The following is a 4548-nucleotide window of genomic DNA, read 5'->3' on the forward strand; positions in this document are numbered from 1 at the left end:
CTCGGCCGCACCGCCGCCGCCCGGCTCGCGCACGGACTGCCGCTGCTGGGCACCGCACCGCTGTACCTGCGCGAATCCGACGCGAAGGTGCCCGGCCCGCGGAAGCGCGCGCTGTGAGCGCCGCTGCCGTCGGCGGCATCCGGCCGATGACCGAGGCGGACGTTCCCGCCGTCGATGCCCTGGAGAAGGCCCTGTTCCCGGCGGACGCCTGGCCCACCTACATGTTCTACGACGAGCTGTCCCAGCCGGACACCCGCACGTACTATGTGGCCGTCGATGCGCTCGGCACGGTGATCGGGTACGCCGGCGTCATGTGCATTCCGCCGATCGCCGACGTGCAGACCCTCGCCGTCGTGCCCGAACGCGAGGGGCAGGGGATCGGCACGGCGCTGCTGGCCACGCTGATCGACCAGGCCCGCGCGTTCGGTGCCCGGGACGTGCTGCTGGAGGTGCGGGCGGACAACCCGCGGGCGCAGCGGCTGTACCGCTGGTTCGGCTTCGAGCAAATCCACATCCGGCCGCGGTACTACCGCGACGGGGCGGATGCGCTGATCATGCAGCTGGTGCTGGCCAACTGGACCGGAGTTCCCGGACAGCGCGCCGGGGCCACCCAAGCAACTACGGAGGAGACACAGTGAACCGCGAGCAGCCGCTGGTGCTGGGCATCGAGACCTCCTGCGACGAGACCGGCGTCGGCATCGTCCGCGGGGACGTGCTGCTGGCCAACACCGTGTCCTCCTCGATGGACGAGCACGTGCGCTTCGGCGGCGTGATCCCCGAAATCGCCTCGCGCGCACACCTGGACGCCATGATCCCCACCCTGCGCCAGGCCTTGGACGAGGCCGGCGTCACCTTGGACGAGGTGGACGCCCTGGCGGTGACCTCCGGGCCGGGACTGGCCGGGGCGCTCATGGTCGGCGTGTGCGCGGCCAAGGCGCTCGCCGTGGCCACCGGCAAGCCGCTGTACGCGATCAACCACCTGGTCGCCCACGTCGGCGTCGGGCTGCTTGACGGCGGCGAGCTGCCGGAGAACCTCGGCGCGCTGCTGGTCTCCGGCGGGCACACCGAGATCCTGCGGGTGAAATCCATCACCGACGACGTTGAACTGCTCGGCTCCACCATCGACGACGCCGCCGGCGAGGCCTACGACAAGGTGGCCAGGATCCTCGGGCTGGGCTATCCCGGCGGGCCGGCGATCGACAAGATATCCCGCGAGGGCAATCCCAGGGCCATCCGCTTTCCGCGCGGGCTCAGCCAGCCCAAATACATGGGCACCGCGGAAGCGCCCGGGCCGCACCGCTACGACTGGTCCTTCTCCGGGCTGAAGACCGCGGTGGCCCGCTGCGTGGAACAGTACGAGGCCGCCGCCGCAGACATTCCGGTGGCGGACATCGCCGCCTCCTTCCAGGAAGCGGTGGCGGATGTGATCACCGCCAAGGCGATGCTGGCCTGCACCGAGCACGGCATCACGAACCTGCTGCTCGGCGGCGGGGTGGCGGCGAACTCGCGGCTGCGCGCGCTCACCGGGGAACGCTGCGCGGCGCACGGGATCAGCCTGCGAGTGCCGCCGATCAGCCTGTGCACCGACAACGGCGCCATGGTCGCGGCCCTTGGCGCGCAGGTGGTCATGGCCGGTGCCGAACCGAGCGGGATCGCGTTCGCCCCGGACTCCTCCATGCCGGTCACCAGCGTCCACCTCTGACCGCCCCCTCCTGAAAAACTGGTTAGTAGATGCCGCCTCCTGGCGGAATCTGGTCAATAAATGCTGTCCCTTGGCGGAATCTGGTCAACGACTGCGGCCGGAAAGGCGCTCCCGCCGGCCGAACGCCCCTGGATGATCGCCGGACAGACTGTCCGGAAGCATGCAGGCCCGTAGTGAGGATCGGGCCATGGCATTCTTTCGCCAGGAGAACAATATCTACCGGCCACTTTTTCCTAGGGCTCAGTACCCGTTTTCCTAGGGCTCAGTACCCGCTGCGCAGCAGCTGGATTCCGTCCAGGACGACGGCGCGCAGGTCGTCGTCGTTCTCGGCGGCAATCCGGCGCTGGCGCTGGTACCCGGCCCCGCGCTGGATGATGCCCTCGATGTCGGCCAGTTCCTTGCTGCAGCCCAACCGCTTCGCCACCGGTTCCAGCCGGTTGAGCACATGTTGGCGCAGGTGGTCGGTGACCGGCATTTCCCTGCCGGCGGCGTCCAGGATCACAATCGCGTCCAGGCCGTAGCGGGCCGCGCGCCATTTGTTCTCCTGCACATGCCACGGCGGCATGGTGGGGATGGCCCAGCCCTCGTCCAGGCCGGTGGAGAATTCCTCCACCAGGCACTGGGTCAGCGCGGCGATCGCCCCGACTTCCTCCAGCGTGGCGAGGCCGTCGCAGATGCGCATTTCGATGGTGCCCAGGCGCCCCACCGGGCGGACATCCCAGCGGATCTCGCTGACGACGTCGATCACGCCGGTGGTCAGCATGTCCTGCACATAGTCTTCATAGGCCGCCCAGGACGGGAACTGGAACGGCAGCCCGGCGGTGGGCAGCTGCTGGAACATCAACGCACGCTGCGAGGCATAGCCGGTGTCCTCCCCGCCCCAGTACGGCGAAGACGCGGAGAGTGCCTGGAAGTGCGGGAAATAGTTGATCAACCCGTCCAGCACCGGCAAAGCCTTGTCACGGTGGTCCAGGCCCACATGCACATGCACCCCGTAGATGACCATCTGCTGGCCCCACCACTGGGTGCGGTCGATGAGTTTGGCATAGCGTTCCTTGTCCGTCACCGGCTGGGAGCGCGGCGCGGCGAAGGGGTGGCTGCCGGCGCAGAACAGCTCCACGCCCATCGGATCGGTCACGGCGCGGACCGATTCCAGCCCTGCGGCCAACTCGTCCTTGGCCTGCTCCACGGTGGAGCAGATCCCGGTGACCAGCTCCACGGTGTTCAGCAGCAGCTCCTGCTTCACATGCGGGTGCTCGTCGTCGTCCTTGAGTTCGGGATGATTGCTCTTCAGGTCCTGAAGGACGTTCGGGGCCACGGAGACCAGGTCACCGGTCCTGCGGTCCACCAGGGCCAACTCCCATTCGACACCCAGGGTAGAGCGGGCCGACGAGGCGAAATCGATGTTCACTGACGGCTCCTGGGGATGCATGGCAGGGCTGGACGGGGTTTGGGAGCCCAGATCGATTCTAATCCAGTGGTACCTTCGAAGGCGTGAGTTTTTCTGGTCCGCGGCCATGGCGTGCGACACTGTCCGTCCTGGCCATCTCGGCCGCCGTGTTGCTGTCTTCCTGTATGCCCGGTCCTCCGGCCTCCGTGCCGGGAACCGGCACGCCGCCGTCGGCGGCTGCACAGCAGGAGGCAAGGCAGCAGGAGCAGGCGTTGTCCTGGGGTCCGTCCCGGCAGAATTACGACGAAGCCGCGGCGGCGGTCGCGCACATGCCGCTGGCCGAGAAGGCCGGCCAGGTGATGGTCGCCTTCTACGCCGGCACGGACCCGGCGCCGCAGGTGCAGGCCATCAAGGACCTGCACCTGGGCGGCAGCATCATCATGGGGGACAACGTCCCCACCGGCGCCGACGGCGCGGTGGATCCGAAGGCCATGAAGAGCGTCAACGCATCCCTGCAGCAGGCCCTCTCGAAGGGCCGGGACTGGCCCGGCATCATCTCGGTGGACCAGGAGGGCGGACTGGTGGCCCGGCTGGGCGCGCCGCTGACCGAATGGCCGTCGCCGATGACCTATGGTGCTGCTGGCAGCGCCGAGGTTTCCCGGGAATCCATGCAGGCGCTGGCCACCGAGCTGTCCGCGTTGGGCTTCACCATGGACCACGCGCCCAGCGCAGACCTGACCGTTGGGGAGCAGGACCCGACCATCGGAGCACGGTCGCTGGGCGGCAGCCCGGCGGTGGCCGGACCGCAGTTGGCGCCGCTGCTGGCCGGTTTCGAGGCCGCCGGCGTGTTGCCGAGCGTCAAGCACTTCCCCGGCCACGGCTCCGTAACCACCGACTCGCATCTGGCGCTGCCGGTGCAGAAGGCCTCCGTGTCCCAGCTGCAGAAGCGGGACTGGGCGCCGTTCCGGGACGCGGTCGGCTCCGGGGCCCCGGTGGTGATGATGGGCCACATCGCTGTGGAGGCCCTGGATCCGGGCATGCCGTCCTCGCTCTCCGCCGCCAGCTACAAGGCGCTGCGCGGGCTGGGCTTCGAGGGCGTGGCCATCACGGACGCGCTGAACATGGGAGCCATCGAGTCCACGTATCCCGGCGGGCAGGCCGCGCCGATGGCGCTTGAGGCCGGGGCGGACCTGCTGCTGATGCCGGCGGATCCGTACGCCGCGCACGCGGCGATAGTGGCAGCGGTCAAGGACGGGTCGCTGTCCGAAAAGCGGCTGGACGAGGCTGCCACGCGCGTGGTGACCCTGCAGCTGTGGCAGGCATCGCTGCACCGCCAGGCGCCGCTGGGCGAGGTCGGGGCGCACGCGGCTCAGTCCAAGGCTGCCTCGGCGGCGGCGGTGACGGTGCTGACCGGGCAGTGCTCGGGGGACCGGCTGCGCGGCGCGCTCACCATCCG

4 protein-coding genes and 1 pseudogene are annotated in these 4548 nt (G+C 69.3%); 4 read left to right on the forward strand and 1 reads right to left on the reverse strand.

The features are described from left to right. From ACFQ36_RS20955 to tsaD, 3 genes and pseudogenes are all read left to right on the forward strand, one after another. Nucleotides 1-117: pseudogene (locus ACFQ36_RS20955) on the forward strand (tRNA (adenosine(37)-N6)-threonylcarbamoyltransferase complex dimerization subunit type 1 TsaB); the annotation flags it as partial. A 29-nt stretch (nucleotides 118-146) separates the two neighbouring features. Continuing rightward, nucleotides 147-638, forward strand: a complete 492-nt coding sequence (gene rimI / locus ACFQ36_RS20960) for a ribosomal protein S18-alanine N-acetyltransferase (protein ID WP_377017201.1) — start codon at nucleotides 147-149, stop codon at nucleotides 636-638. Next, entirely contained in the window at nucleotides 635-1702 is a 1068-nt protein-coding gene (tsaD, locus tag ACFQ36_RS20965; RefSeq protein WP_377017195.1) for a tRNA (adenosine(37)-N6)-threonylcarbamoyltransferase complex transferase subunit TsaD, read from the forward strand. Before rimI ends, tsaD begins: the two co-directional genes overlap by 4 nt. Before the next feature lie 262 nt (nucleotides 1703-1964). On the opposite strand, the gene ACFQ36_RS20970 is transcribed toward tsaD, so the two are convergent. Further along, nucleotides 1965-3113, reverse strand: a complete 1149-nt coding sequence (locus ACFQ36_RS20970; protein ID WP_377017197.1) for a glutamate--cysteine ligase — start codon at nucleotides 3111-3113, stop codon at nucleotides 1965-1967. 251 nt (nucleotides 3114-3364) lie between these two features. Here ACFQ36_RS20970 and ACFQ36_RS20975 point away from each other — a divergent pair. Continuing rightward, the coding region (locus ACFQ36_RS20975) for a glycoside hydrolase family 3 N-terminal domain-containing protein (protein WP_377017199.1) at nucleotides 3365-4548 on the forward strand (1184 nt) is incomplete at its 3' end.

It is taken from the genome of Arthrobacter sp. GCM10027362, from assembly GCF_042679445.1.
GTDB lineage: Bacteria > Actinomycetota > Actinomycetes > Actinomycetales > Micrococcaceae > Crystallibacter.

What these genes read in the sequence shown, in the direction of transcription:
- rimI (WP_377017201.1), top strand. Translation starts at nt 147, where the DNA reads ATGACCGAGGCGGACGTTCCCGCCGTCGATGCCCTGGAGAAGGCCCTG.